Genomic DNA, 26,860 nt, shown 5'->3' on the forward strand with positions numbered 1-26,860 from the left:
CCATTTAAATAAAGTAACATGAAGCAATTCCCAACTATATTTCTCCTGGCCGGCTTCCTTACAGTGCTGGTGGCCTGCCGAAAGGATTACGAAGCGGTACCGCTTGAGAAAGTGACGATAGAATATGTTTTTGATAAAGATGATTCGCTGGGAACTTATGCGAATAAGTTCCTGAATACGGTTTATTCCAAACTGCCTGGTGGGTACAACCGCGTAGGCGGTGATCTGCTGGATGCAGCTTCTGATGATGCTATTTCCGGTTTTACAGGTACGACCAGCGTATCGAAACTGGCGACGGGTGCTTATACCTCTTTTGAGACGATTGCGGAAGAAACGCCCTGGAACAGTGCTTATTCGGCTATCCGCGCAGCGAGCATCTTTGTATCAAATATTAATATTTCTCCGGTGAAGGATAAGTTGCCCAATGGTAATTCAGTGCGTTATGCCTGGAAGGCGGAGGCACGGTTTATCAGGGCTTTATTCTACTTCGAATTATTAAAGCGTTATGGTGGTGTACCATTGATGGGAGATGAGGTACGTGAACTAGGTGATGATGTCCAGGTGCCACGCAGTTCTTTTGAAGAATGTGTACAGTATATCGTTGGAGAGTGTGATGCGATAAAGGATAGTCTGCGTCCGAATCCGGTTGTGGCACCGGAACTGAACAGTCACCGTGCTACGAGAGGCGCTGCACTGGCATTGAAAGCAAAGGTCCTGTTATATGCTGCGAGTCCGCTGTTTAACGGAGAGAATATCGACGCCGGTAATCCGCTGACCGGTTACACCGGCTATAATAAGGAGCGCTGGAAACTGGCAGCAGATGCAGCCCGTGCATTGATAGATGAAAAGACATTTGCCTTGCTGCCTAACTTCAAAGATATCTTCATTACACAAAACAACAGTGAGGTCATCTTTTTCCGTCAGGGAGGTAATACAACAGATATTGAATCGACGAACGGCCCTGTTGGTTTTGCACAGGTAGCCCGTGGCCGTACCAATCCGACACAGGAACTGATAGATGCTTTTCCTACAGATGCGGGTCTTCCAGTTACTGACCCTGCGTCAGGTTATGATCCGAATGCTCCTTATGCGCATCGTGATCCACGTCTGACGATGAGCATTATTTACAATGGCGCCAGATGGCTGAATACTGAGATCCAGACGTATGAAGGCGGTCAGCACAGACCCGGTGGTGCGGAGCCTGGTACAAAGACAGGTTACTACATGCGCAAGTTCATGGGCAATTTCGAAAACGCGACCCAATACAGTAATACCAGTCACGACTGGATACTGTTACGCTATACTGAAGTGCTGCTCAATTTCGCGGAAGCGGAAAACGAATACAATGGTCCAACGGGAGAAGTGTACCAGGTGTTAAAGGACCTGCGTGCACGTGCCGGTATCACACCGGGTGATAATGGCCTGTATGGATTACGTCCGGGTTTATCACAGGATGAGATGCGTCAGCAGATACGCAATGAGCGTCGTATCGAACTGGCTTTTGAGGAGCATCGTTTCTGGGATATTCGTCGCTGGAAGATCGCACAGCAGGTGTATGGTCAGCCATTACATGGGATGAGCATTATCCGTAATGGCGGCGATCTGTCTTATACCGTGGCGGAAGTCTTCAAACCGGTATTCAGTGCACCGAAAATGTACCTGTATCCGATACCATACGACGAGGTGGTGAAAAACGACAATATGCGCCAGAATCCCGGATGGTAAGCTTTATTCCTGACATGAAATCAACTGATTGATGATGAAACATATTTTACTGTTGCTGCTGTTGGCCATTTCCCTGTCTTCGATGGCACAGCAAAAAAGCATAAGCGGTACTGTGAAGGACCTGAATGGCGTCTTGCCTGGTGCGGCAGTTGTGGAGAAAGGTGTGCCCACCAATGGGGCAATTACAGATGCGGATGGCCGTTTTAAACTGACCCTGAAGGGGAAGTCAAATACGGTGATCATTAAGCTGATCGGGTTTACGACCCAGGAGATCAGTGTAACGGGTTTAGTGACATTGGATGTGATATTGCAACCTGCTACGCAGGGGATCGATGAAGTGGTGGTGGTAGGTTTTACACAGACCAGGCGTATTACAAATACTGGTGCGGTAAGTGGTATTACCGGTGCTGAGATCAGAAATGTACCTACTGCCAACGTGCAGAATACACTGATGGGTAAACTGCCTGGATTTGTGTCGCAGCAGCGTTCCGGTCAGCCGGGAAGAGATGCTTCTGATTTCTTTATCCGTGGTGTGAGTTCACTGAACAGCGAGGGTAATAAACCGCTGATCATCGTAGATGATATTGAATATTCCTATGACCAGTTGCAGCAGATCAACGTCAATGAAATAGAAAGTATCTCTATTCTGAAAGATGCTTCTACTACCGCGATCTATGGTATTAAGGGTGCTAACGGCGTATTGGTTGTGACGACCCGCAGAGGTAAGAGTGGTCGTCCGCAGGTAAACGTACGTGCAGAATCAGGCTTACAGGCGCCGGTAAAGACACCCCGGCTACTGGATGCTTACAATACGGGGTTATTGGTAAATGAGGCGTATAAGAATGACGGTTTGACGCCCTTGTTTACAGATGCAGATCTCGAGCTGTTCAGAAATGGTAAAGACCCTTATGGCCATCCCAATATCAACTGGTATGAAACGGTGTTTAAAAAGTTCGCACAACAGGCCAATACCAACGTCGATATCTCCGGTGGAACGGAGGCGGTGAAGTATTTTATCTCCGGAGGATTTTTAACACAGAACGGACTTGTAAAGGACTTTTCTGATCCCCGTAATGAGGTGAATACAAACTACTTTTTCCGCAGATACAACTTCCGCTCCAACCTTGATATGCGGGCTAACAAGACGCTGACACTGCGACTTGATCTGACGGCACGTTTTGGTGACATCAATGAGCCACATGCGGCGAATGTGGTATCCGAAGTCTATAATTTTGAAAAGATACATCCTTATTCAGCGCCTATCATGAATCCTGACGGGAGTTATGCGTTTGCGGCGGATACAAAGGATAAGCTGCCGACGATCAATGCAAGGTTAGCGAATGGAGGTTATACCCGTAGTAAGCGTACGGACTTCAATGCCTTATTTGGCGCTACCCAGCAACTGGACTTTATGACGAAAGGCTTGTCTCTGACAGCCCGTGTGGCATATGCTGGTGTGGAGCAGTATTCCAGGAACCTGTTCCGTTCAGCTGATCCGCCTTCTTATCACTATAATCCGGTGGATGGGTCTTATACGCTGGATCCCCGAGGAAACTACCGTTTGCAGGCTTATCGTGTGACGGGCAATACGGACCTGTACAGCCGGAATGTGAACACGCAGGCATTCCTCAGTTATGACCGCACCTTTGGCGCGCATACCTTTAACTCACTCATACTGTACAATAAGCAGAGTTATGCCTTTAAATCCGATGTTCCGGCCAATTTCCGCGGACTTTCCTTCAAGGCAGGCTACAACTATCAACAGAAATATCTGATCGATTTTAACGGGGCTTATAATGGTTCTGACCGTTTTCAGGCGAAGAAGAGAAACGGGTTCTTCCCGGCAGTGGGAGTGGGCTGGAATATATCGCAGGAGTCGTTCTTCAAGGAGCGTAACCTGCCATTCAGTCTGCTTAAACTGCGTGGCTCCTATGGTGTAGTAGGATCAGATGTTACCTCGGGCAACCGCTATCTCTATCGGCAGGAGTATTACTATAGCGGCGGTTATTCCTTCGGAGAAAACGATTCGCAGCAGGGTTCCATCTATGAAGGAGAACTGGGCAATATGGATGTAAGCTGGGAAAAGGCGAGGAAAGCAGATGTGGGGATCGATATGAACCTGTTTAAAGACAAGCTTTCTGTGACGGTAGATTATTTCCATGATATCCGCTATGATCAGCTGGTACGGAAAGGGTCTATTCCTGGGATCATTGGTATTGGTTTTAGTCCGACGAATGTGGCCAGAACAAGCAACAAAGGTTTCGACGGACAGATCAACTACCGTGGTAACATCCACCGTGTCAACTTTACCACCAGTCTGGTATTCCAGCATTTCAAAAACAAGGTATTGTTCAAGGATGAAGCACAACCGGCATTTCCCTGGTTGAGAGAAACAGGCCGTCCGATCGATCAGCCATTCGGTTATACTTTTATCGGCTACTATACCCCGGAGGATATTCAGAAAATTCAGGCGAATACGCATGATAAACCAGCTACGCCGCTGAGTGAATATCCGATCCAGGCAGGTGATCTGAAATATAAGGATCTCAACAACGATGGTATTATTGACAATAATGACCGCGGACCAATCGGTCGTCCGAACCTGGCAAATACAGTATTGGGTATGACATTGGCGGCCAACTATAAAGGATTTAGTGTGAGTGTATTGTTCCAGGGATCATTTGGCTACAGCTTCAGTGTGGTAGGTACCGGTATTGAAACATTCCAGAGCCAGTTCCAGCCTATACATCAGGAGAGATGGACACCAGATAATGCGGATAATGCGCAATTCCCCCGTCTGACCAGCAACCCGACCACGGTGAATAGTGCACACACCTATATGTCAGATTTCTGGCTGATCGATGCGCGCTATGTACGTCTGAAAACGGTGGATCTGGGCTATCAGTTGCCCAGCCGCTGGTTGCCACAACGCCTTAACAACGCACGACTGTATCTGAGTGCCTATAACCTGCTGACATGGACCAACTACGATAAATACCAGCAGGACCCTGAGGTATCCAGCAACTCTGCCGGTGATGCGTATATCAATCAGCGCGTTGTCAATCTGGGGGTTCAGATCGGTTTTAAATAAACACAAACTAACGAGGAAAATTTGCTAAAATGTTCAGAAACAAACGATGGGCGCTGTCAGCGGTCTTAGGGATATTATGCCTGGCAGCAAAGGGACAGGAGAAGATCATGACCTTAAACAGCAGCAATGCGGCCGTGACCTGGAAAGTAAAAGCGGCAGCGGAGCTGGGACAGACGACGGATATTCATACCAGTACTTATAATGACCAGAACTGGGTGAAAGGTATTGTGCCAGGGACGGTATTTGGCTCATTTGTAGCCGCCGGACTGGAGAAGGATCCCAATTATGCGGATAATATTTATAAGGTAGATAAAGCGAAGTATGACCGGGATTTCTGGTATCGCAGTACTTTTACCTTTTCGCGCCGGAAGGCAGGGGAGCAGCAATGGCTCAACTTTGAAGGCGTGAACCGGAAGGCGGAAGTTTTTCTGAATGGTCATCGCCTGGGTTTACTGGATGGATTTATGGACAGAGGACACTTTGATGTGACAGACATTTTACGCTATGATCAGCCAAATGTGCTGGCTTTACTGGTCAGCTGGCCCGGTACGCCCATCGTGAACTATTCCAGTCCGACGTATATCTCCAGCGCCAGCTGGGACTGGATGCCTTATGTGCCCGGACTGAACATGGGTATTACGGATGATGTATACATTACCGGCTCCGGGGCGGTTACTATTCAGGACCCGTGGGTACGTACCAGTACTGCTGATAGCTCACTGGCTAAATTGAGCGTTTCGATGGAACTGGACAATCATTCAGCACAGCTAAGGGAGGGTACGATTTCCGGCACTATTCAGCCCGGTAATATCCGTTTCTCCAAAAATGTAAAGCTATCTGCCGGACAGACGGAACAGGTCTCCTTTCAGCCTGAAATAGCCCATCCTGCACTTTGGTGGCCTAATGGGTATGGTAGTCAGCCGTTATATACCTGTGACCTGCAATTCACTGAAAAAGACAGTGTCTCAGATAGTCGTAAAGTGACTTTCGGTGTGAGACGTTTCAGCTATGATACGATTGGAGGTGTATTGCATATACATATCAATGGCCAGCCGATCTTTATCAAAGGTGGTAACTGGGGTATGTCAGAGTATCTGTTACGTTGCCGTGGCAGCGAGTATGATACAAAGCTAAAGCTGCACAAAGAGATGAATTTTAATATGGTGCGGAACTGGATCGGGAGCACGACAGATGAAGAATTCTACGAGGCCTGTGATAAATATGGCTTGCTGGTATGGGATGATTTCTGGCTGAATTCGCATCCGAATCTGCCGAAAGATATCTTCGCTTTCAATAAGAATGCGGTGGAGAAGATCAGGCGGTTGCGTAATCATGTGAGTATTGCGGTATGGTGTGGCGACAATGAGGGCTATCCTTTACCGCCACTGAATAACTGGTTGAAGGAGGACGTCAGTACCTTTGATGGTAATGACCGTTTGTATCAGGCGAACTCCCATTCTGATGGTTTGACAGGTAGTGGTCCGTGGACGAACTTTGCACCAGCCTGGTATTTTACCAGATTCCCCGGTGGATTTGGCGGTACGCCCGGATGGGGACTTCGTACAGAGATCGGTACAGCGGTATTCCCTTCTTTTGAAAGCTTTAAACAGTTTATGCCTGATAGCAGCTGGTGGCCGCGTAATAAAATGTGGGATATGCACTTCTTTGGCCCGTCGGCAGCTAATGCCGGTCCGGACAGATATGACGACGCGATCAATAAAGGATACGGTACCGCCAGTGGTATTGAAGACTATTGCCGCAAGGCCCAGCTGGTGAATATTGAAGTCAATAAGGCGATGTATGAGGGTTGGTTACATAATATGTGGAATGATGCTTCGGGTATCATGACCTGGATGAGTCAGTCTGCTTATCCGAGTATGGTATGGCAGACCTACGACTATTACTATGACCTGACAGGTGCTTACTGGGGGGTGAAAAAGGCCTGTGAGCCTTTACATATCCAGTGGAGTGCGGCAGATAATTCTGTGAAGGTGGTGAATACTACTTTACAGAATTATAGTCATCTGAAGGCGGAAGCGATTGTCTATAATATGGATGGAACGGTTGCTAAACAGATTGGTCAGACGGCGACTATCAGTGCTCCTGCGAACAATACAACACCTTGTTTCGACCTGAATTTTAATGCGGATAATCTGGCGTTTAAAAAATCAGTAGTTGCTTCCTCTTCATCACCAGAGAGTGCTGGCGCAGCTGCGGTGGTGGATGGTAGTGTAGGTTCCCGCTGGAGCAGTAACTATAATGACAATGAATGGATCTATGTGGATCTGGGTGTAACGCAGGAGATCAGAAATGTCGTATTGGTATGGGAGGATGCACATGCGGCGGCATATAGTTTACAGGTCTCCGATGATGCACAATCCTGGAGAGACGTCTATCAGACGGATACCAGTAAAGGCGGTACGGAAACCCTCTCTTTACAGCCGGTAAAGGCGCGTTATGTAAGGATGCTGGGACGTAAGCGGGCATCACAGTGGGGTTATTCTTTGTATGAGTTTGAGGTATATGGTAAACGTAGCGCCACGCTTTCAGATGTGCAGTTTATACGGCTGCGGCTGAGTGATGCGAAAGGCAATCTGCAATCTGATAATTTCTACTGGAGAGGTAGCCGGAATGGAGACTATACAGCTTTGAATCAACTGCCGGCTGTACAGCTGAAAGTGAGTTCGAAGGCGGTGCAGGTGGGTGATAGTACCCGTATTACGGCGACGGTGAGCAACCCTTCTAATGCTGCAGGACCAGCATTCGCAGTATGTGCGCAGCTGGTAAGGGCGGATAACAATGAGCGGGTATTGCCGGTGTTAATGAGTGACAACTATTTCACTTTGCTGAAAGGCGAGAGTAAGCAGCTGGAGATCACTTTTGAAAAGCAATTGCTGGAGAATGGAAAGTATAAACTGATCGTTACACCTTATAATCATAAATAGCTGGTCTTTTGTTCCATTGCATCAAAGCTTCCCCTTATCGGGAAGCTTTGATTTGTTTTGCCAGGTTGCCGAGGAGTTTTAGGTTCCGTTTGATGTCTTCGGACCAGCTTAATCCGATAGAAAGTCGCATGCAGTTTTCAAACTGATCCTGTAAAGAAAACATCCGGCCTGGGGCAATGCTTATTTTCTGTTTCATGGCCAGGTCGAAGAGTTCCGTTGTGTTAATCTCTTTATCTAATTCCACCCAGATAGAGAGGCCTCCCTGAGGTCTGCTGGTTTTTGTTCCCTCCGGGAAATAAGCTGCGATACATGCTGCATACTGCTGATAATTGTTATGCAGTATTCTTCTGAATTTCCGGAGATGATTTTCGTAATGCCCGCTGGTAAGAAAGTTGGCGACTGCCTCTTGTGTGATGGCAGGAGCAGAGATCGCGTGGACCAGTTTTAGTTTCAATATTTTGTCTTTGAATTTTCCGGGCGCCACCCAGCCTACCCGGTATCCGGGAGCGAGTGTTTTAGAGACAGAGCTGCACCAGAGTACCATTCCTTCCTTATCAAATGCTTTGCAACAACCAGGTCTGTGTCCGCTGAAATACAGGTCTCCATAGATATCGTCTTCTATGAGCGGGACTTTATGTCTGGCGAGCAATTCGACGATCGCCTGCTTGTTTTCTTCCGGCATGTAACTGCCGAGAGGTGTGTTGAAATTCGGGACCAGCAGACAGAGATCGATTTTGCCAACGACTTTTTTCAGTGCGGAGATCTCGATACCCGTGGTAGGGTGTGTTGGTAATTCCAGGACCTTCAGGCCCAGGCTTTTGGCGAGTTGGAGCGTACCGGGATAACAGGGACTTTCTATAGCGATAGTGTCTCCGGGTTTTGCCAGCGCCATTATACAGAAGGAGAGGGCGTTCATACCACCGGCAGTGGTGATAAGGTCATCGTGCTGCAGGTTACCACCCCAGTAGATGGAACGGGCTGCAATCGCTCTTCTCAGTTTCTCATTGCCCTGTAGTGTTTCATAAGCAGTGCCACCATCAGTCAGGTTTCTTGTTGCGTTGATCAGTTCTTTGCTGAGCTTCGCCAATGGTAGTAATTCATTTGCCGGTACCCCTACGGAGAAGCGCGTTAGTGCGGTATTGCCGATATTCGCATAGACCCTGCTGATCAGTTCTTCCGGTTCTTTGTTGCTGACCCTTCCAGAGGGGTTGCTGATATCGGGTAGGGGGAGTCTGCGGGTGGGCTGCTGACATACATAGTACCCTGATTGCGGAAGGGATTCAATCAGTGACTGGGCTTCCAGTTCGAGGAAGATCCTTTTGGCTGTATTCATGCTGATACCATATTCCTGACAGAGGTTTCTGACAGACGGTAAGCGGTCTCCCGGTTTCAGTACCTGTTTCTTTATCAGTTCGCCGAGCCTATTGGATATTTCTATGTATAAGAAATCATTTTTCATGTAGGATGTCAACTGTGTCCATAAAGATAGTGCAAACTGAGACTGTATTCATTGAGTGCTCAGCTATACTTTTGTAGAAACAAACAATTATTATGTCAGCGATCATTATCAGAACTGGTATAGAGCATATGGATATACAGATGATACACCGTTTTCTATCGGAAGATTCTTACTGGGCAAAAGGCATCTCTTATACGTTTGTGGAACAGTCACTGGCGAATTCATTTTGTGTCGGTGCTTTTATCGGAGATCAGCAGGTAGGCTTCGGGCGTGTGATTACGGATTATTATACCTTCGGATGGTTTGCGGATATATTTGTATTGCCGGAGTATCGTGGACAGGGTATTTCCAAAGAAATGGTGGGGCATATTATGGGGTTGCCATGGTCGAAGCGGCTGAGGAGAAAGATGTTAAATACGAGTGATGCGCATGGGTTGTACAGGCAGTTTGATTTTAAGGATCTCAAATATCCTGCTAATGTGCTGGAGGTACATCAGCCGGATGTTCATTTGCAGGTACGGGAATAGCGTATTAGCTTATTATCACAAAACAACCTTCATCATCATTTAGATAGTCTTGTGGGTTTTTCATAGGAGACATGCTTTTGATGATATCTTTTTCAACTATAATGTCATATTCCTCATCTTCTGGATGTCCGCAATGGGGACATACCGGATCGGACTCCCGTATTCCGTATACTTTTACTTTTTCAGTACCAGGGGTACCAATATCGTACCTGGTCTCCCATTGTATCCGCTCGCCAATACGGAAGTCAAGCTGCCAGGTGAGTCCATATTTAAACTGTACTTTTACTTCGTGGGAAGTATTGCAGTAACTGCATGTTATATCTGTAATAAGGATATTATAAGCGCCCATGAAGAAAACCGTTTAGCGGTATGGGCAATGTACAGAATATTACCGAAAGTATCATGACATAGCGAACACGCCTCCTGCATTATACAGGAGGCGTGTTGTTTTTTACTGGTTATTACCTGGTACTACAGTGTAGCCATATCAATTACAAAGCGGTATTTCACATCTCCTCTGGTCATTCTGTCAAATGCTGTATGAATGTCTTTCATATCGATCAGTTCAATGTCGGAAACAATGTTGTGTTCCGCGCAGAAGTCCAGCATTTCCTGTGTTTCAGGTAAGCCGCCGCTAGCAGAACCTACTACACTCTTCCGTCCCAGCTGGAACATGCCAACACTTTTAATCGTGAAGCCTGCAGGTGGGATACCTACCAGGATATGCACGCCATTCAGTCTTAACAGTGACAGGTAGAAGTCGAAGTCATGTTCTGCGCTTACAGTATCGATGATAAAGTCAAAGGAGGCTTTTACTTTTTCTACTTCTTCTGCGTTGCTGGTTACCACGAAATGATGTGCGCCCAGCTTTTTGGCGTCGCTGGCTTTGTGGGGAGAGGTGCTGAGGATGGTCACTTCTGCGCCGAGTGCTATGCCGAACTTCACGGCCATATGTCCGAGTCCACCCAGGCCGAGTACTGCTACTTTGTGGCCTTTACCCACCTTCCAGTGTTTCATGGGAGAGTAGGTGGTAATACCGGCACACAATAGCGGTGCTGCTGCCGCAAGGTTCAGTTTTTCGGAGATACGTAATGTAAAGGATTCATCGGTTACGATGGTATTGGAGTATCCGCCGTAGGTCGGGAGATTATCTCTGTATCTGTCGATACCATTATAAGTGGGGATGACGCCGTTCTCACAATATACTTCCAGTCCGTCTTCACAATGGCTGCATTTGCCGCAGGAGTTAGCCAGTGTACCCACGCCTGCCAGATCTCCCGGTTTGAAGTTTTTTACGTGTTCGCCGACTTTCACAACGCGGCCAACGATCTCATGACCAGGTATCATCGGGAAGATACCGGGAAACCATTCGTTGTTGATCTGCGCCAGATCAGAATGGCAGACACCGCAATATAAAATGTCGATCTGTACATCATGTGGTCCTACATCTCTTCTTTCAAAGTCCCATGGTGCTAATGTTGCATTGGCGCTTTGCGCCGCATAACCTTTTGCTGCTAACATGTTGTATTATTTAGAAGCGCTAAATTATGCGTAGTGATCACGGGGAACTTGGTACAATCAAATCAAAAGTTATTAAAATCAAACAATGCGTAAACGCTGTTTATTGTTTGTTGGAGGTCCTGAATGACTTGGGCGGGAGTTTTTCGACGCGTTTGAAGAAGTTGATAAAGTTGGAGAGTTCTTCAAATCCCAGACACCAGGCTATTTCCGCGATACTCCATTCGGTGTGCAGCAACAATGATTTCGCTTCCTGATGGATCCTTTCAGCGATCAGCTGAGAGGTGGTCCTTCCCGTTGTTTCTTTGAGGGCGCGGTTCAGATGGTTCACATGAACAGATAAGTTATCAGCGAAGTCGGCCGGCCGACGTACTTCCATTTGCTGTTGGGTAGATTCTATCGGAAACTGTCTTTCGAGAAGTTCTGTAAAAAGAGAGGCAATGCGCTTTGATCCACCTGTATCTGTGATTTTCAGCGGCTCTGCAGGCTGTAAGCGAAGTGCGGCATGTATGAGTTCCAGCACCTTGGTACGTAGGACATCATATTTGTAAGGAAAGTCTGTCCTGATCTCTTGCTGCATCTCCAGAAAGATTTTTTCAAAGCTGATGAATTGTGTGTCCGTCAGTTCGAATAATGGATAGTTTCCTGGCATGAAGACAGGGTAAGTCTTTATCATTCCGAACTGGTCTATAAAAGATTCTGTAAACACACAAAAGAAGCTGGTATGATTGCTACCGACGAATTCCCATGAGTATGGTATATTCGGATTTGAGAAAAGCAGGGCATATTTTTCAAATTCAATATTTTTGTCAGCATAGAATAGTTTGGTATTGCCTTTTAGCAGACTTATCTTATACAAGCCCTTCCGGCCATATAATTCACCGTCAAATCGCTCATCATTATCATGGTTAATAAAAAACACGTTGAAGCGGCCGATCTCTTTCCTGAAGGAATCGGGTATCGTGTCTATAGCAGCTTTATAGTTTAACTGTTTTTGTTTGTTGCCCATATTATTCAAAGCTACGTTATCCGGCGGCGACTGGATTGGTAAAATCAAATAAGAATGACGGGGTGTATTTATTTATCAGGCAGATGAACATTCTTCTTTGCACCAGCGTTATAGTTTTCTTTGGATACAAAATCTGCTGTGCTGTATGTTCAAACATCCCATTTCCTTTGATGGCCGAGCTGAATGAACAAATAGGCACTATTGGCAAAAATCCCCTGAAGAAACAACTATGAATAAACAGTTCCCCGATAAGCTGACGACAGTCGTTATTGTTACCAAATGGGTCATGCATAAGTATGAGCCTATTCTATATGTGTTTCATCATGAGGAGGATGGTATGTGGGAATTTACGGGTAAGACACAGGGTATAGAAGATGAGGACTATAACATAATAGGCTTAGGAGAGGCTATTTCACTAGAGCCAGATTTACTGGATATTGCCGATCTGCCACCAGGGTATAGAGCCATTCGCAGAACAGCACGCGGGCCCTGGCAGATCAGCCGTCTTCCCGGAGAAGATATGCATCAGCGATAGTCCTGCCACCATCAGTAAAAGTCTTCATTAAATTTCCCGTAATGTATTGCATCATGAAAAACTTATTTTTGATCCTGGTGATCACTTTTTTTTCGGCAAACATTTTTGCGCAAAGACAAATGAAAAATATAGAAGACCTGATCAATACAAAAGAACCGGGATGGGACCTGGTACAGGAATGGATAGGTAAAGCGAAAAATAAGGTAGAAATCCTGCCTTGTGATACGGCAAAGGCAAAAGCGGCCTTATACCAGACACAGGTGACCACACGGTCGCCTATGGGCGCTATTATATATGCTACGGGTGGTTTGCTGATCGATCACGGCTGGATACGGATATTGGGTTCCGGCCATGCACGTCTGAACAGGTCATTACCTGAGTGGAATCTTGGTAAGTCGTTCAAAGAAACAGGAGAAGTACCACAATTCCTGTTGATTGCGGATGATGCTGCAGGAGGCTTCTTTGCTGTCAATGGCGGCGCTCTGGGACCTGATCCTGGTAAAGTGTATTATCTCGCACCTGATAACCTGGACAGGGAAGCGCTCGATCTGTCCTATAGTGATTTTTTGTCTTTCTGCTTTAATGGCGATTTGGCTGATTTTTACAAGACACTGAGATGGAATCAATGGGAAGAGGAAGTAGCCAGATTGGATGGGAATGAAACCTATAATTTCCTACCGATGCTGTTTACGAAGGAGGGAAAGGATATCAATAAGGTGTCAAGGAAGGCAGTTCCCGTGCAGGAGCAGTATGAGATGAATATGAGTTTCAGGGAGCAACTGGGCATCGGAAAGTAATAATAGTGTTATTTGTCCAGGGTAAACGCCGGATTTATCATAGATAGATTTTCGGCGTTTACCCTTGCTGAGCAGGAAATATGGCTACAATGAATTCCGTAGGATCAGTCTGAAAGGATTCTTTACACGTCCGAGTTTCTTATCCTTGATCATCAATGCTGCTGCAGCTCCCATCTCTTCATGATCGGTGGAAATAACCGTGATCCCGTCCAGTAAGATCTCCTTCAGGAGTGTCTCATTATAAGAAACGATCCCTACATCTTCTCCGATCTTCAGCTGATTGTTCCGACAGATCTTGACCAGGTTCACCAGGTCTGTTTCTTCGATAATAATATAAGCCTGTCCCTGCGTCACCGGCGTATGCATTTCAATACCCTCTATGACGGAGAAATTGAAATCCTGCATCCGACAGAAGTACCTGAATCCTTTTTCAATCTCGGGAGGATAGGGGGTGAATCCGGGATTTACAAAGACAAGGCTGTTATATTTCTTCAACGCTGGTAAAGCTTCATGTAAGGCTTCGTAGATATCTTTTTCAAAGTTCTGAAAAACAATACCATATTGTCCTTTCAGCTCCTGCGCGTCTTTGTCCAGCAGGATCAGTTGTCCGGGTGGTATCTTTTTTAGTATTTCCAGCACTTTTTCCGGTTGTTCGTAAAAGTGAGGCATGATGACATAATAATCATAGTCCCCCAGGTGATTGCTGATCAGATTCTCAAAGAGTGCCACGCTATGGTGATGAATATGCAGGTCTACAAATACATTGTCGCCCAATGTCTTTACAAAAGCATTATAGACCTGTTTTTTATAGTTACTTATTTTGTTGAATAGCAGTAGGACGCGCAGCGGGATCGCTATATCGGTCCGGTTGATGAAATAACCCTTTCCCTTCACAGAGATGATGACCTTCTTATCTCTCAGCTCTTTATACGCTTTTTCTACGGTACCTCTGGAAAGGAGGTATTGTTCACTCAGTTCATTGATAGAGGGTATTTGCTGGTCGCGGGTTAACAGACCATCGCGTACGGCAGCCATAATGGACTCCGCGATCTGGATGTAAACGGGAATTTTGCTATTTGTATCAATCTGCAAGTCTTTCATTCCGGGAAAATAGCAAAGAATTGGGAAATGAGAGCAATGTAATACTGCCTGATGCAATTGCACAGAGCACTAGTACCGGTCTGCTATTCCATTCACCAACTGTATTACTCATGAACATGGAAACCACGGGTAGTCCGATACCGCCTCCTACAAAATACGCCGTGGTGGTCAGACTGCCACTTACGCCCAGTTGCTCGGTAGGCACTTTGTCCATAGCGATAACAGAATAGCCTGTAAAACAGAGTGTCATGCCTACACCGGCGATCAGGGAGCCGCCTGCCAATAGAAAGAAAAGGCTGTGGTATTGTACAGCTGCAACCAGTGAGAGTGTTCCTGCCAGCATAGATGCAGCACCGAGGAGCGCAATCGTTCTGGCGGGCATTCTGTGGGATAATACGGGCAGACCGAAGCGACCTATCAGTATAGATAGGATGTTGAAGGGCATCATGATAAATCCTGATTCAGCGGCAGAGAAATGGAAGTTCTGCTGAATAAGGAAGCTCATAATGAAGAGATATCCTGTAAAAAGGGCGCCCAACAGGATGAAAAGCGTGTTTCCTTTTCTCAGGGAGGGCAGGGCCAGTACTTTCAGGTCTAAAAGCGGTATAGGCTGTGTTTTAAGGCGTTTATACAGGTATAAAGTAGTCACGACCAGTAATAACAGAAATCCGGCGATTTTCAGCCTGTTTTCGACCGGTTTTGATAATAGTTCGGTGGCCCAGGTCAGCGAAAGCATCGATACGACCAGGGCAATAGCTGCGGGAATATCGGGCAGTTTGCTGTTGGACTTTACATCCTTTTCCAGGTATAGATAAGCGATCACGATGATGATCAGCAGGATCGGTACATTGATCAGGAAAACCCATGACCAGCCGAGGTAACTGGCTATGATCCCTCCGACGGACAGGCCGGCTGCCGACCCTGTAGCTGCAAAAGAACCAAAGATCCCGATGGCCCTGCTGCGTTCCCGGGACTCAGTGAAATAATAATTGACGATGGAGAATGCGGAGGGCATGATCAATGCCGCACCCAGTCCCTGTAATGTCCTGAAGAGCAGGAGGGAATGGTAGGTCTGAGATAGGCCGGCGCCTAAGGAGGTCAGCAGGAATATTGTGGCACCCCATAAAAAGACCGTTTTTCGGCCTGTAAAATCCGATAATTTACCACCAAGGATAAGGAAACATCCATAGATAAGGACATATACGCTCTGAAGTTTATAGCTTGAATCATTTGTTAATCCCAGGTCCTTTTCGATCTTTGGCAGCGCCAGATTAATGATTGCGATATCCAGTGCTTCTACAAAAATGCCCATAGAGGCGATGACCAGTATCAATTTTTTATTCAACAACTTCATACTGCAAAAGTATAAATGACATTTCATTTGAATTGCCATTTGAATAATTTTGGTACAAACAATCGTTTTTATTGCCTGTAAATAGTTATTTGTGCTATTTTGGACTATAAATTGATCTGCTGGCAGGACAATTGCCTGCCGTCCTGGTATAAAATAGTGATCTTAGCGGATCATCCGTCAATAACGACTTCATCGATTTCGCCATCATGGAAGTATACCACGATCTCATGACCTTTGCCATTTGTGGTGTCAAAAGAGATCGACCAGATGGAGCGTTCCTGGTTGAAGCGGGGGATCTCCAGAAATACAGGGGTAAATTCCTGTTTGAAATGTTTTATTGTAAAATCTTTTTCCCAGTGGCGGAATTCTGTTTCGATCGCCGTCTGTATCTGCGGAATATATTTGTCATAGTCTTCCTGAAGTGCAACAAAAAATTGCTTTTGCTCCTCATCCGGACCAGGCAGATTACCTTCTATGTGTATTTCAATGTTGCCGTTGGAAGGTTGGAAGAATGTATATGCCTCGAAGAAATTCATGGCTTTATCCCTGGTATTTATGAAGCGTAGCTCTCCGAAAAGTGCGTCATTCACAATAACAGGTTTTTTGAATAAGAAGTCGAATAATCCCATGGCGTAAAATTACGGAAGTTGTAACATTTCATGCTGCTCTTTCAGGAAATAGCTACTTCGGCGGTTTGGGTTTCACAGCATGCCAATGCTTTTATTGGGAGTGAGCATGTTGATCCTGAAATGGAGAAAATCAATCAGGCCCTGCGCTTCCTTGGGGTAACTGTATGCCGGAATATCTGAAAAATACTGGGACCTGGCAGGAGAATATGGTCTTGACTATTGATAACTTTATAAATGGCTGAATTTAAAAGCGTAGTTATATGTACACACGATATCAGACGGAGTAGCTGAAGCTCTTTCTTTAGCTGTTTATTAATTGAGTCTGCGGTATTCATTTGGTGTATGGCCAACGCGTTGTTTAAATAATCGTGTAAAGTGCTGCGGATATTTAAAGCCCAGTTCATATGCGATCTCCCCGATCGATTTGTCGCGTTCGAATACCTTCTCTTTTGCTATATCGATCACCTTCGCCTGGATATAATCCTGTGCCGATTTACCTGTTTCTTTCCTGATCAGATCTCCGAAATAATTAGCTGATAAATGTAATTGTCCGGCACTCCAGGCGACTGAAGGTAGTCCGTTTGTTTGTGGCTGTGTGGATTGAAAATATTCGCTGAGCAGGGTTTCAAATTTTTCTACATCGACGATGGTAATAAGCGGATGAAGGGTTTCTACCCCACGTATTGCATTGTATTGCGCAACACTTTCAAGTCTGATGATTTCTTCCATTGGAGACAATTTGCATTATAAAGGTACTTCTCCCATCAATATGATCTTCAACCGCCGGCTCCTGCAGATAATATTGGTAGGTAAAACAGTAATTGGTATACCAATCTGCAACTAAAAGCAACGGAACTTTGCATTATTGCAAGGGAAAATCTACTTCATCGTTTCTTTTGCGAAACATAAATAATTATCTGATAAAATACTTTTATGAAGAAGAGAATTTTAGGGAACGGGCTGGAAGTATCCGCATTGGGTCTGGGTTGTATGGGACTGAGTTTTGCTTACGGTCCTGCGACTGATAAAAAAGATGCTATTCCCCTGTTACATGCTGCTTTTGATGCAGGGATCACTTTCTTTGATACAGCAGAGGCGTATGGTCCTTTTGCCAATGAAGAACTGTTAGGAGAGGCGCTGGCACCGTTTCGTGATAAAGTAGTGATTGCTACAAAATTCGGATTTAAACAGGGAAAGCCGGATCAGGGCATGGACAGCACACCAGCCAATATCAGGGCTGTTGCAGAAGCAGCATTAAAAAGAATGAAAACCGATTATATCGATCTTTTCTATCAGCATAGGGTAGATCCAAATGTACCAATCGAAGAAGTGGCAGGTACTGTTGCGGAGCTGATCAAAGAGGGCAAGGTGAGACACTGGGGACTTTCTGAAGCAGGTGCCATTACGATCCGCAGGGCGCATGCCGTATTACCGGTGACTGCCTTGCAAAGCGAATATTCATTGTGGTGGAGAGAACCTGAGCAGGAGATTATACCTGTGTTAAAAGAGCTTAATATTGGTTTTGTGCCTTTTAGTCCGCTGGGTAAAGGCTTCTTAACCGGTGCGATCAATGAAAGCACACAGTTTGACAGCACAGATTTCAGGAATGTCGTACCAAGATTTTCTGAGGAGAACAGACGCCTGAATCAGGTAGTAGTAGATTTATTAAAGGATATTGCTGCCGAAAAGCAGGCGACACCTGCACAGATTGCCCTGGCATGGCTGCTGGCGCAGGGAGAAGGGATTGTCCCGATTCCAGGTACTACAAAACTGAGCAGGTTACAGGAGAATATCGGTGCTATCAATATCGAATTATCTGCTGATGAATTAACCGCCATTGAGAAGGCTACGGACGCCATTACTATTCAGGGAGCGAGGTATCCACAGCACCTGATGGCCAGGGTAGGTAAATAATATCAGATATATTTGGAGGATCATGCCCGATGCTTACCTGGCATGGTCCTTTATTCTGTAGGCGCAACGTCTGGCGCCTGCCAGGATGTGGTCTACTCTTTCAACAGATACCTTATCCCCCAGAACAGCCCTGAATGTGTCCAGTTCCGATTTGCAGAAACCCATACATGCTGTGGCAGCAGCACAGATCGGACAGTGATTCTCTATCAGCAGATAGCCTTCTTCATCTTTTACATAAGTAGCCATATATCCCTCATTATCCCTGATATGGGCTAGTCCGCCGATCCTTCCTTCCAGGTCTGACACGTTGGCCAGTTCTTTCAGGTATTTCTCCTTCCCATCCCGGCCATTGGCTTCAATGACTTCCAGCAGGGCATTTTCACCCAAAGTATCCCGCATTTTCAGGATGAGCTTTACCGTCAGGTCAGCATGGGCATCCGGGAAACGGGCGTGTCCTAATGAAGTAAGCGACCATACCTGTTGCGGCCGCCCCTTTCCCTTGGACTCGCTCCTTGTCTCTACAAGCCCTTCATTGGCCAGTTTAATTAACTGAAAACGAGCTCCTTCCGTTGTGATATTCAGGTCTTTAGCCAGTTCGATCAATGGCAGAGGACCTTTTGTCTTCAGAATCCAAACCGCTCTCTCATTATCCGGTAGTGTCATTTTCATAAAAAACAAAGTAAATATTTGGTTAATGCAAATATAGAGAAAATCAATGCGCCAATAATCATAATAAACCAAGTGTTTATTTGGTTTAATAGTTTCTTTGTCTACTTTTGTAGTATAAATCATCATAAACATGGCTATTCATTCACTACCATCGCTTCCATATGCATATAATGCACTGGAACCCGTTTTCGATACCCGGACCATGACGATACATCATTCCAGGCACCATCAGGCCTATGTAGATAACCTGAATAAAGCCCTGGCAGATACGCCTTATGTGCCTTTGTCACTGGAAGAGCTGTTCGCCATTATCAAAGACCTGCCAGTGGCTATCCGTAATAATGGGGGCGGACATTATAACCACAGTCTTTTCTGGTCCTTGCTGTCTCCTCCTTCGCTACCTGATGTGTCGCTGGAAGAGGTTAAAAAGATGAAGGAACTGGATTTTCCGGCTATCCTGGGCAAGAAGCCTGATAACAGACAACCAGTCGGGGAGCTGGCAGTTGGGATCAATGAAGAATTCGGTTCTTTTGAGCAGTTCAAAACGAAGTTCACCGAAGCAGCAACTACGCGTTTTGGTTCCGGTTGGGCATGGCTGATCTGGTCATCCGAAGAGAAAAAATTAAAGATCACTTCTACTGCGAATCAGGACAATCCCTTAATGAAATTACCAGAGATCATTCCGGGCGAACCCTTATTAGGACTGGACGTATGGGAGCACGCCTATTATCTGCACTACGAGAACAAACGTCCTGATTATATCGCCGGTTTCTGGAAACTTGTCAACTGGGATGTCGCTAATGAGCGTTATCAGAAAGCCAGAATAACCCACCTTTCCAGCAGGTATTGATCGTTTAGGATCAGTACTATTTCTTCCCTTCAGATACAGGTTAGCATTTAAACGCCGCAAAAAAATAAAGCTGCGGCATGGGATTGTCATGCCTGTTTGACGAGGATCGGATCAACTATTAAACATTTACGAAATGACCAATCATATGAAGGCCGGGAGACAGGCATCTCCCGGCACTGGCGGCGCTTTGTGCCTTACTGGCTGCTTCTCTGCTATGTATATTATTCCAGCTGCGCTTTCTTTGTTATTGCTGGGCTCATGCGGACAAGCCGAAAACGGATATGCCAATAACGGTCCGCAGGAGTTTCCTATCTATACAATCCAACAGGCGCCAACAACGCTTAAAGTGCAATATCCGGCTTCTCTCGAAGGGCAGCAGAATATCGAGATCAGACCCAAGATTGACGGTTATATCCGGGAGATATTAGTGGATGAAGGAGCGGTTGTTAAAAAAGGACAAGTGCTTTTTGTGATTGATGCGCCACAATATGAACAGGAAGTCAGAACAGCTACCGCGGCCATTCAAAGTGCAGAAGCAGAGGTAAGCGCCGCAAAATTACAGGTGAGCAATCTGACGCCGCTGGTGAAGAAGGAAATCATTACGGCTACCGCGCTGGAAGCTGCACAATACAATCTGAAAGCAAAAGAGGCCGTCCTCTCGCAGGCAAGGGCCAGTCTGGCGAATGCCCATACCAATATCGGTTATACGCGTATTGTGAGTCCGGTAGACGGCGTTGTCGGTACCATCCCTAATAAGATTGGTAGTCTGGTGAGTCCTTCGGCTCCGCAGGCCCTGACAATGGTGTCGAATATCCGCAACATCTACGCTTATTTTTCTTTTGATGAAAAAGAGTTCCTGGCATTTACCGCTAAATATAAAGGACAAAGCATCCAGGAGAAACTGCAGCAGATGCCGGCAGTTAGTCTTGTACTTCCTGACGGGACTAATTACCCGGAGCAGGGGCACGTGGAGACGGTGAATGGGATGATCGACAGATCAACGGGCGCTATCAGTTTCCGGGCTACATTCCCGAATCCGGCCGGTATTATCCGTAGTGGTGGCAGTGCTACCCTGGAAATTCCGATGAACCTTTCATCCGCATTACTGCTGCCGCAGAAAGCCACATTTGAAATGCAGGGCAGGAAGATGGTGTATGTCGTAGCGGCGGATGGTATGGTGAAAAGCCGGGAGGTACATGTAATGGACATTGGTACCGGTGATAGCTATGTAGTCGAAAGTGGATTACAGGCAGGCGATAAGGTGGTCGCAGAAGGGATGGGCAATCTGAAGGATAGTCTGCTGATCAAACCCGTTCCCGCAAAACCACTCGCACAGCAATAACATACCTCTACCGGCAAATTTTATGTATGCTCTCCCGTGACCTGTCGTCACCCGGGGGACGGGCATCACTTTGTCTTCAATCTATCAATTATGCTAAGGAAATTTATCGAAAAACCGGTACTGTCAACAGTGATCTCTGTGATCATTGTGATACTCGGTCTGCTGGGACTCCTGTCCCTGCCGATCTCCCAGTATCCGGAGATTGCACCACCCACCGTAGAGGTAAAGGCTGCCTTTCAGGGGGCCAATGCTGATGTGGTGATGAATTCTGTGATCGTTCCGCTGGAGGAACAGATCAATGGGGTGGAGAATATGAGTTACATGACGTCTACTGCCGGTAATGATGGCAGCGCGACGATCACCATTTACTTTAAACTGGGTACCGATCCCGATCTGGCGGCTGTGAACGTACAGAACCGGGTATCTAAAGCGACCAGTTTATTGCCTGCGGATGTGATCCGTGCAGGGGTAACCACCAGTAAAAAACAGAGCAGTCAGGTCTTCATCTTTGAGGTGTACAGTAAGAATAAATCTTATGATGAAACCTTTTTGCAGAACTATGTCAATATTAATCTGATGCCCCGTTTAAAGCGGGTGAACGGCGTAGGAGATGCGTTTATTTATGGTGCAAGGGATTATTCCATGCGTATCTGGCTAAAGCCAGATGTCATGGCGGTACATGGTTTGATGCCGGCGGATGTGATGGCGAAACTCTCCGAGCAGAATATTGAAGCAGCGCCTGGTAAGTTCGGAGAGAACGGTGCACAGGCTTTTCAGTATGTGATCAAATATAAAGGTCGTTTAAAGACCGCAAAGGAGTTTGGCGATATCATTATCCGTTCATCCGGGAACGGACAGTTTCTCCGACTCAATGACATTGCAAAGGTAGAAATGGGCTCATTGAGTTATGCCAGTTCAACGATCACGGATGGTTATGCAGCTACTGCGATTGCTGTGTCACAGTCTTCCGGTTCGAATGCACACGAGTTGATCAGCCAATGTGAAAAGATTATAGAGGAGAGTGCAAAGGAGTTTCCGGAGGGCGTCTATCATGTGCCTTTCCTGAACGCGAACGAGTTCCTGGACGCCTCTATTGAAAAGGTGGTACATACACTGATCGAGGCGTTCATACTCGTGTTCATTGTCGTGTTTATTTTCCTGCAGGATTTCCGTTCTACTTTGATCCCGGCTATTTCCGTACCGGTGGCGATTATCGGGACTTTCTTTTTTCTGAAGGTCTTCGGTTTCAGTATTAATCTGCTGACCTTATTCGCATTGGTACTGGCGATCGGTATTGTGGTGGATGATGCCATTGTAGTGGTGGAAGCCGTGCATGCCAAACTGGACCAGGGCGCTACTTCTGCAAAGAAGGCGACATTACATGCGATGAGTGAGATCAGCGGTGCGATCGTATCTATTACGCTGGTAATGGCGGCAGTATTTGTGCCGGTCTCCTTTATCAGCGGTTCTGCCGGGGTGTTTTACAAACAGTTTGGTCTGACGCTGGCGATTGCCATTGTGATCTCTGCGGTGAATGCATTGACTTTAAGTCCGGCGTTGTGCGCTATTTTCCTTAAACCGCATGATGCGCATGCACCAGTAAAGAGAGGTGTATTGCAACGTTTCTACGCGGGCTTTAATACCGCTTTTCATGCGATGACGGGTAAATACCGTCGGTCGGTTCACTTCCTGATCAAACGTAAATGCCTGGCTGGTGGTGCTATCGTAATATTCAGTATGGTTTTGTGGTTCCTGGTAAAGACCATTCCTACCGGTTTCGTACCGAATGAAGACGGAGGGGCGATCTTCGGAGATATCATATTGCCACCGTCTTCTTCGCTCGAGCGGACGACGGAACTATCCAATGAGGTCGCCCGTATTGCAGGTAGTATTCCTGAAGTGGAGTCTGTATGCCGGGTGGCAGGGCAGGACCTGATCAGTGGTCCTGGTGGTTCGTATGCCGCTTTGTTTATCCGCTTAAAACCCTGGGCACAGCGTGCGAAGAAAGGACAGGACATCGGTAGTGTGGTCGGTCAGCTGTTTGGCCGGACCGCGCATATCAAAGGAGCGCAGGTGATCTTTTTTGCAGCGCCGACCCTTCAGGGGTTTGGTAGCTCAAATGGTTTTGAGTTCTCTTTACAGGACCTTTCTGCCGGCGATCTGAATGAGTTTGGAGGGGCGATCTATAAGTTCCTGGGAGCATTGAATCAGCGACCAGAGATCCAGTATGCGGCGACTTCTTTTAATAACAGTTTCCCGCAGTATCAGCTGGATGTTAATGTAGCCCGTTGTGAGGAAGCCGGTGTGCCTGTCAATACTGTATTAAGTACGATGCAGGGGTACTTTGGCGGTATTTATGCGGCTGACTTCAACCGTTTCGGTAAGCAATACCGGGTGATGGTGCAGGGGGATGCCCTGAATCGTGCGACACCGGAAAGTATTCATCAGATCATGGTGAGGAATGCGGCAGGTCGTATGGCGCCGATCTCTGAATTTATTACACTGAAACGCGTATACGGATCGGAGTTCCTCAACCGCTTCAATCTGTTTAATTCAGCTTCCGTTACCGGTGCGCCCAATCCTGGTTACAGTTCCGGAGATGCGATCCGGGCAATCCAGGAAGTAGCGGCGCAAACCCTGCCTAAACAATATACGTATGAGTTTTCGGGTATCACGAAAGAGGAGATTTCCAGTGGCAGTCAGGCCTTACTTATCTTTTTGCTGTGTCTTGTATTCGTGTATTTCCTGCTTTGCGCGCAATACGAAAGTTACGTACTACCTTTTGCGGTACTGCTTTCACTCCCTATAGGACTGGCGGGCGCATTCATTTTCGCAAAGATCTTTGGCGTCGATAACAATATCTTTTTGCAGATCAGTCTGATCATGCTGATTGGCTTGCTGGCGAAGAACGCTATCCTGATTGTGGAGTTTGCGCTGATGCACCGGAGGAGTGGAGAAGACCTGGTAAGGGCAGCAATTACGGGTGCGGGTGCGCGTTTGCGTCCGATCCTGATGACCTCCTTTGCTTTCATCTTCGGACTGGTTCCGCTGATGCTCGCGAGTGGCGCAGGTGCTGCCAGTAATAAGTCCATCGGTACAGCCGCTATTGGCGGGATGCTGATAGGGACGCTGTTTGGTGTCTTTGTGATACCTATTCTATTTATTCTGTTTCAGCTGTTGCATGAGCGTATCAGTGGAGCGCCGAAGCCGCATAGTCGTCATACGGCGAAGGGACATGAAACAGCCGATCTGATTTTAACGCATGAATGACATGAAAAGAAGATATTTATTGCTGCTGCCCTGTGTTACGGTGGTGGCGGCCTGTAAGGTGACTAAAACATACCAGCGGCCGGCTACAGATACAGTGTCGCAATATAGGGGACAGTCGTTGTCCGATACGATGAACATCGCCCCTTTGCCCTGGCGTACTTATTTCCAGGATGGCGATCTTCAGGTGTTGATTGCTGAAGGCTTGCAACAGAATCTGGATCTGAAGATGGCCATCACACGTATTGAGGCTGCCAATGCCGCCTGGCAGCAAAGTAAGGCCGCTTTTTTACCCCAGGCCGGATTTAATGCCGGTTATAAGCAATCCCGCCTGGCCTATCCGCAGGGATTCGGATTTGTCACCACAACGCCGCAGTACGATATGAATCTGAATGCTTCCTGGGAGGCCGATATCTGGGGCAGGCTACGTAGTGCTAAAAGAGCCGCTTATGCTTCCCTGCTTGCCGGAGAGGCGGCGAGAGATGCTGTACTGACCCGCCTGATCGCTGATATTGCCGGGCATTATTATACGTTGCTGGTACTGGACCATCAGCTGCTGATCCTGGAGAAGGCGGCGGACATACGCAGTGCAGATGTGGAAGCGATGACGGAGTTACAGCGGTCGAATGTCGTAAATGGCGCTGCGGTGGTACAGAGTCAGGCAAATGAGTATGCCGCGCGGGTGGCTATTCCGGTATTGAAAAAGCAGATCTGGCAGACGGAGAATGCTTTGAGTACTTTACTGGGTAAGTCCGCCGGTGATATAAAACGGGGACGTCTGGAAGATCAGCCGGTTCCTGTGATGGTCAATAGCGGGGTGCCGGCACAGCTGCTGGCGAACCGGCCGGATGTGCGTCAGGCGGAACTGGCCTTCAGAGTGGCCTTTGAATCGACCAATATCGCGCGGACGGCATTCTATCCCTCATTGACGCTGACAGCGGCCGGAGGTTTCAGCAGTTTTAGTTTCGGGGACTGGTTTACGAAGAATACCGGATTGTTCGGCAATGTCGCGGCGGGTGTATTCCAGCCGATCTACAATCGTGGTCTGAATAAATCCAGGCTGAAGATGGCTGAGGCGGAACAGCAAACTGCCCGTTACAATTTTCAGCAGTCTTTGCTGACAGCGGGGCAGGAGGTGTCTGATGCCTTGTTTACCTATTCATCCGTAGAAGAACGCAAGGCGTTTCGTAGTAAACAGATCGAGGCACTGGAAAAGTCGGTCGATTTTACGCAGACCCTTTTAAAATATAGCAGCAACACGAACTACATTGACGTACTGACCTCAGAACAGAGTCTTTTATCGGCTCAACTGGAGCAGGCCAATGATCAGCTGGAGCAATGGATGGCGGTAATCAGCCTCTATCATGCGCTGGGTGGTGGCTGGCAGTAAGCGGATAAACGATTTAAAAGTGTAACAGTTGTAGGTTTAAGCAATCACGGGTATATTCTTATACCTGTGCTCTTTTTTCCTACTTTTGCAGGGAATCAGCCTATGCGCTTTTTTTAAAATACTTTTCATGAAGCACTTTAGTATAGAGGATGTCTTTAAAGGATTCAGTTTTACGCCAGCCGAAACGGCTTTGGTGGAAGACAAGTTTAAAACGCTGAATCTGAAAAAAGGCGATGCTGTATTAAGTGCAGGTCAGCTGGTGCCTTATCAGTACTATGTGGCAGAAGGGTGTCTGCGTGCCTACTATATTTCTGATACGGGCAAGGAGTTTACCCTACAGTTTGCGATCCAGGACTGGTGGATCAGCGACTACACAGCCTTCTTTGCTGAAGGCCATTCTATTTTACATATTGATTGTGTGTACGATGCTGTGGTGCATCAGATCTCCAAAGCCAGTATGGAGCAATTGTACAAAGAAGTACCGCAGATCGAAAGTTTTTACCGCATTAAGATGGAGCGCTTCTTTGCCAGTTTTCAGCGAAGGATCCTGTCTGATCTGGCATTACCTGCGAAAGACAAATACGCCAATTTTTTGAAGACCTACCCCAATATCGAGAAGCATATCAAGAATTATCATCTTGCCTCTTACTTAGGCATTACTACGGAGAGCCTCAGCCGAATAAGAAAGGAATTAGCCAGGGGTAAATAAGAACTTACCATACATCAATTTTTTTGAGA

At 46.7% G+C, this 26,860-nt stretch carries 21 protein-coding genes; 12 read left to right on the forward strand and 9 right to left on the reverse strand.

What is annotated here, in order from left to right:
* The first annotated feature begins 18 nt into the window (after positions 1-18).
* From BMZ72_RS02940 to BMZ72_RS02950, 3 genes are read left to right on the forward strand one after another with little or no spacing between them, the layout of a single operon-like run.
* Positions 19-1,725 (forward strand): RagB/SusD family nutrient uptake outer membrane protein, encoded by a 1,707-nt coding sequence (locus BMZ72_RS02940; RefSeq protein ID WP_089805088.1) that lies wholly within the window; start codon positions 19-21, stop codon positions 1,723-1,725.
* Between the two features lie 31 nt (positions 1,726-1,756).
* Positions 1,757-4,816, forward strand: coding sequence for a SusC/RagA family TonB-linked outer membrane protein (locus BMZ72_RS02945; protein WP_177222661.1), 3,060 nt, complete (start codon positions 1,757-1,759; stop codon positions 4,814-4,816).
* Between the two features lie 29 nt (positions 4,817-4,845).
* The gene (locus tag BMZ72_RS02950; protein WP_089805090.1) at positions 4,846-7,761 is read left to right on the forward strand and encodes a discoidin domain-containing protein; all 2,916 of its coding nucleotides are present in this window, start codon (positions 4,846-4,848) and stop codon (positions 7,759-7,761) included.
* 34 nt (positions 7,762-7,795) lie between these two features.
* On the opposite strand, the gene BMZ72_RS02955 is transcribed toward BMZ72_RS02950, so the two are convergent.
* Positions 7,796-9,220, reverse strand: coding sequence for an aminotransferase-like domain-containing protein (locus BMZ72_RS02955; RefSeq protein WP_089805093.1), 1,425 nt, complete (start codon positions 9,218-9,220; stop codon positions 7,796-7,798).
* A gap of 92 nt (positions 9,221-9,312) precedes the next feature.
* Here BMZ72_RS02955 and BMZ72_RS02960 point away from each other — a divergent pair, with 92 nt between their 5' ends.
* Complete coding sequence (locus BMZ72_RS02960) at positions 9,313-9,747, forward strand: GNAT family N-acetyltransferase (protein WP_089805095.1); 435 nt, start codon at positions 9,313-9,315, stop codon at positions 9,745-9,747.
* Between the two features lie 4 nt (positions 9,748-9,751).
* Here BMZ72_RS02960 and BMZ72_RS36245 read toward each other — a convergent pair whose 3' ends face one another.
* The 3 genes from BMZ72_RS36245 to BMZ72_RS02975 all read right to left on the reverse strand — a co-directional run bounded on the left by BMZ72_RS36245 (position 9,752) and on the right by BMZ72_RS02975 (position 12,274).
* Positions 9,752-10,096: a hypothetical protein gene (locus BMZ72_RS36245; RefSeq protein ID WP_143087577.1), complete on the reverse strand. Its 345-nt coding sequence runs from the start codon at positions 10,094-10,096 to the stop codon at positions 9,752-9,754.
* A 122-nt stretch (positions 10,097-10,218) separates the two neighbouring features.
* Positions 10,219-11,268 carry an NAD(P)-dependent alcohol dehydrogenase gene (locus BMZ72_RS02970; protein WP_089805098.1) on the reverse strand — a complete coding sequence of 350 codons (1,050 nt, stop codon included), beginning with the start codon at positions 11,266-11,268 and terminating at the stop codon, positions 10,219-10,221.
* A 100-nt stretch (positions 11,269-11,368) separates the two neighbouring features.
* Positions 11,369-12,274, reverse strand: a complete 906-nt coding sequence (locus BMZ72_RS02975; protein WP_089805100.1) for a helix-turn-helix domain-containing protein — start codon at positions 12,272-12,274, stop codon at positions 11,369-11,371.
* A gap of 229 nt (positions 12,275-12,503) precedes the next feature.
* On the opposite strand from BMZ72_RS02975, the gene BMZ72_RS02980 reads away from it, so the two are divergent.
* Both BMZ72_RS02980 and BMZ72_RS02985 read left to right on the forward strand, forming a co-directional pair.
* A complete protein-coding gene (locus BMZ72_RS02980) occupies positions 12,504-12,809 on the forward strand; it encodes a hypothetical protein (RefSeq protein WP_089805102.1) in 306 nt (101 codons plus the stop codon).
* A gap of 53 nt (positions 12,810-12,862) precedes the next feature.
* A complete protein-coding gene (locus BMZ72_RS02985) occupies positions 12,863-13,606 on the forward strand; it encodes a DUF2625 domain-containing protein (protein ID WP_218155195.1) in 744 nt (247 codons plus the stop codon).
* Positions 13,607-13,690: 84 nt separating this feature from the next.
* Here the strand turns inward: BMZ72_RS02985 and BMZ72_RS02990 are convergent, their stop codons facing one another.
* The 4 genes from BMZ72_RS02990 to BMZ72_RS03005 all read right to left on the reverse strand — a co-directional run bounded on the left by BMZ72_RS02990 (position 13,691) and on the right by BMZ72_RS03005 (position 17,419).
* On the reverse strand, positions 13,691-14,707 hold the full coding sequence (locus BMZ72_RS02990) for a GntR family transcriptional regulator (RefSeq protein ID WP_089805104.1): 1,017 nt from the start codon (positions 14,705-14,707) through the stop codon (positions 13,691-13,693).
* A complete protein-coding gene (locus BMZ72_RS02995) occupies positions 14,688-16,061 on the reverse strand; it encodes an MFS transporter (RefSeq protein ID WP_177222662.1) in 1,374 nt (457 codons plus the stop codon). Before BMZ72_RS02995 ends, BMZ72_RS02990 begins: the two co-directional genes overlap by 20 nt.
* A 170-nt stretch (positions 16,062-16,231) precedes the next feature.
* The gene (locus BMZ72_RS03000) at positions 16,232-16,690 is read right to left on the reverse strand and encodes a hypothetical protein (RefSeq protein ID WP_089805108.1); all 459 of its coding nucleotides are present in this window, start codon (positions 16,688-16,690) and stop codon (positions 16,232-16,234) included.
* 312 nt (positions 16,691-17,002) lie between these two features.
* Complete coding sequence (locus tag BMZ72_RS03005) at positions 17,003-17,419, reverse strand: helix-turn-helix domain-containing protein (protein WP_089805110.1); 417 nt, start codon at positions 17,417-17,419, stop codon at positions 17,003-17,005.
* A gap of 204 nt (positions 17,420-17,623) precedes the next feature.
* On the opposite strand from BMZ72_RS03005, the gene BMZ72_RS03010 reads away from it, so the two are divergent.
* Positions 17,624-18,604, forward strand: coding sequence for an aldo/keto reductase (locus BMZ72_RS03010; RefSeq protein WP_089805112.1), 981 nt, complete (start codon positions 17,624-17,626; stop codon positions 18,602-18,604).
* Between the two features lie 33 nt (positions 18,605-18,637).
* Here the strand turns inward: BMZ72_RS03010 and BMZ72_RS03015 are convergent, their stop codons facing one another.
* The gene (locus BMZ72_RS03015) at positions 18,638-19,273 is read right to left on the reverse strand and encodes a helix-turn-helix transcriptional regulator (RefSeq protein WP_089807195.1); all 636 of its coding nucleotides are present in this window, start codon (positions 19,271-19,273) and stop codon (positions 18,638-18,640) included.
* A gap of 130 nt (positions 19,274-19,403) precedes the next feature.
* Between BMZ72_RS03015 and BMZ72_RS03020 the strand changes: the two genes are divergently transcribed.
* From BMZ72_RS03020 to BMZ72_RS03040, 5 genes are all read left to right on the forward strand, one after another.
* Positions 19,404-20,123 (forward strand): superoxide dismutase, encoded by a 720-nt coding sequence (locus tag BMZ72_RS03020; protein WP_089805114.1) that lies wholly within the window; start codon positions 19,404-19,406, stop codon positions 20,121-20,123.
* Between the two features lie 133 nt (positions 20,124-20,256).
* Entirely contained in the window at positions 20,257-21,465 is a 1,209-nt protein-coding gene (locus BMZ72_RS03025; protein ID WP_089805116.1) for an efflux RND transporter periplasmic adaptor subunit, read from the forward strand.
* Between the two features lie 90 nt (positions 21,466-21,555).
* Positions 21,556-24,735, forward strand: coding sequence for an efflux RND transporter permease subunit (locus BMZ72_RS03030; protein ID WP_177222663.1), 3,180 nt, complete (start codon positions 21,556-21,558; stop codon positions 24,733-24,735).
* 1 nt (position 24,736) lies between these two features.
* Positions 24,737-26,122, forward strand: a complete 1,386-nt coding sequence (locus tag BMZ72_RS03035; protein ID WP_089807197.1) for an efflux transporter outer membrane subunit — start codon at positions 24,737-24,739, stop codon at positions 26,120-26,122.
* Between the two features lie 127 nt (positions 26,123-26,249).
* Complete coding sequence (locus BMZ72_RS03040; protein ID WP_089805121.1) at positions 26,250-26,831, forward strand: Crp/Fnr family transcriptional regulator; 582 nt, start codon at positions 26,250-26,252, stop codon at positions 26,829-26,831.
* The last annotated feature ends 29 nt before the right edge of the window (positions 26,832-26,860 follow it).

It is taken from the genome of Chitinophaga sp. YR627 (genome assembly GCF_900114995.1).
GTDB lineage: Bacteria > Bacteroidota > Bacteroidia > Chitinophagales > Chitinophagaceae > Chitinophaga.

Bases quoted from the DNA above. Each gene is read 5' to 3' on its own strand.
- BMZ72_RS03010 (WP_089805112.1), top strand. From the start codon at position 17,624: ATGAAGAAGAGAATTTTAGGGAACGGGCTGGAAGTATCCGCATTGGGT.
- BMZ72_RS02975 (WP_089805100.1), bottom strand. From the start codon at position 12,274: ATGGGCAACAAACAAAAACAGTTAAACTATAAAGCTGCTATAGACACG.
- BMZ72_RS02955 (WP_089805093.1), bottom strand. From the start codon at position 9,220: ATGAAAAATGATTTCTTATACATAGAAATATCCAATAGGCTCGGCGAA.
- BMZ72_RS02985 (WP_218155195.1), top strand. From the start codon at position 12,863: ATGAAAAACTTATTTTTGATCCTGGTGATCACTTTTTTTTCGGCAAAC.
- BMZ72_RS03025 (WP_089805116.1), top strand. From the start codon at position 20,257: ATGACCAATCATATGAAGGCCGGGAGACAGGCATCTCCCGGCACTGGC.
- BMZ72_RS03030 (WP_177222663.1), top strand. From the start codon at position 21,556: ATGCTAAGGAAATTTATCGAAAAACCGGTACTGTCAACAGTGATCTCT.
- BMZ72_RS02945 (WP_177222661.1), top strand. From the start codon at position 1,757: ATGATGAAACATATTTTACTGTTGCTGCTGTTGGCCATTTCCCTGTCT.
- BMZ72_RS03020 (WP_089805114.1), top strand. From the start codon at position 19,404: ATGGCTATTCATTCACTACCATCGCTTCCATATGCATATAATGCACTG.
- BMZ72_RS03040 (WP_089805121.1), top strand. From the start codon at position 26,250: ATGAAGCACTTTAGTATAGAGGATGTCTTTAAAGGATTCAGTTTTACG.
- BMZ72_RS02970 (WP_089805098.1), bottom strand. From the start codon at position 11,268: ATGTTAGCAGCAAAAGGTTATGCGGCGCAAAGCGCCAATGCAACATTA.
- BMZ72_RS02980 (WP_089805102.1), top strand. From the start codon at position 12,504: ATGAATAAACAGTTCCCCGATAAGCTGACGACAGTCGTTATTGTTACC.
- BMZ72_RS03005 (WP_089805110.1), bottom strand. From the start codon at position 17,419: ATGGAAGAAATCATCAGACTTGAAAGTGTTGCGCAATACAATGCAATA.
- BMZ72_RS02990 (WP_089805104.1), bottom strand. From the start codon at position 14,707: ATGAAAGACTTGCAGATTGATACAAATAGCAAAATTCCCGTTTACATC.
- BMZ72_RS03035 (WP_089807197.1), top strand. From the start codon at position 24,737: ATGAAAAGAAGATATTTATTGCTGCTGCCCTGTGTTACGGTGGTGGCG.
- BMZ72_RS36245 (WP_143087577.1), bottom strand. From the start codon at position 10,096: ATGGGCGCTTATAATATCCTTATTACAGATATAACATGCAGTTACTGC.
- BMZ72_RS02950 (WP_089805090.1), top strand. From the start codon at position 4,846: ATGTTCAGAAACAAACGATGGGCGCTGTCAGCGGTCTTAGGGATATTA.
- BMZ72_RS02940 (WP_089805088.1), top strand. From the start codon at position 19: ATGAAGCAATTCCCAACTATATTTCTCCTGGCCGGCTTCCTTACAGTG.
- BMZ72_RS02960 (WP_089805095.1), top strand. From the start codon at position 9,313: ATGTCAGCGATCATTATCAGAACTGGTATAGAGCATATGGATATACAG.
- BMZ72_RS02995 (WP_177222662.1), bottom strand. From the start codon at position 16,061: ATGAAGTTGTTGAATAAAAAATTGATACTGGTCATCGCCTCTATGGGC.
- BMZ72_RS03000 (WP_089805108.1), bottom strand. From the start codon at position 16,690: ATGGGATTATTCGACTTCTTATTCAAAAAACCTGTTATTGTGAATGAC.
- BMZ72_RS03015 (WP_089807195.1), bottom strand. From the start codon at position 19,273: ATGAAAATGACACTACCGGATAATGAGAGAGCGGTTTGGATTCTGAAG.